This window comes from Bacillus cereus (assembly GCF_002567495.1).
Classification (GTDB): Bacteria; Bacillota; Bacilli; order Bacillales; family Bacillaceae_G; genus Bacillus_A; species Bacillus_A cereus_AQ.
In genome coordinates this window covers 1-308 of record NZ_NVAP01000135.1, presented here as the reverse complement: position 1 = coordinate 308, position 308 = coordinate 1, and the positions used below count along the sequence as shown (strand labels likewise).

Genomic DNA, 308 nt, shown 5'->3' with positions numbered 1-308 from the left:
GTATTCAAGATTTAGAGGAAGAAAATGCAATCTTAAAAAAGGCGATGCACTTCTTCGCGAAAGACCATCGGTAAAATTTAAATTTATCCATCGACTCCGCTTCACATACCGAGTGGAGAAGATGTGCCAAGTTCTACATGTATCCCGAAGCGGATATTACAAATGGAAACATCACACCAAAAGCCCCAGGCAAATACAGAGAGAACAAATAACCAAAGAAATCCACCGCATTTTCCTAGAATCGCGTTGTTTATACGGAAGTCCGAAAGTAACGTTTGTCTTACGTCAAAAAGGAAAGCAAATCTCAC

Annotated in this window: 1 protein-coding gene; it reads right to left on the bottom strand. The window is 39.9% G+C overall.

The window, feature by feature from the left end; genetic code table 11:
* Positions 1-101 precede the first annotated feature (101 nt).
* A partial coding sequence (locus COK05_RS31580; protein WP_218010114.1) for a hypothetical protein occupies positions 102-308 on the bottom strand: 207 nt, incomplete at its 5' end.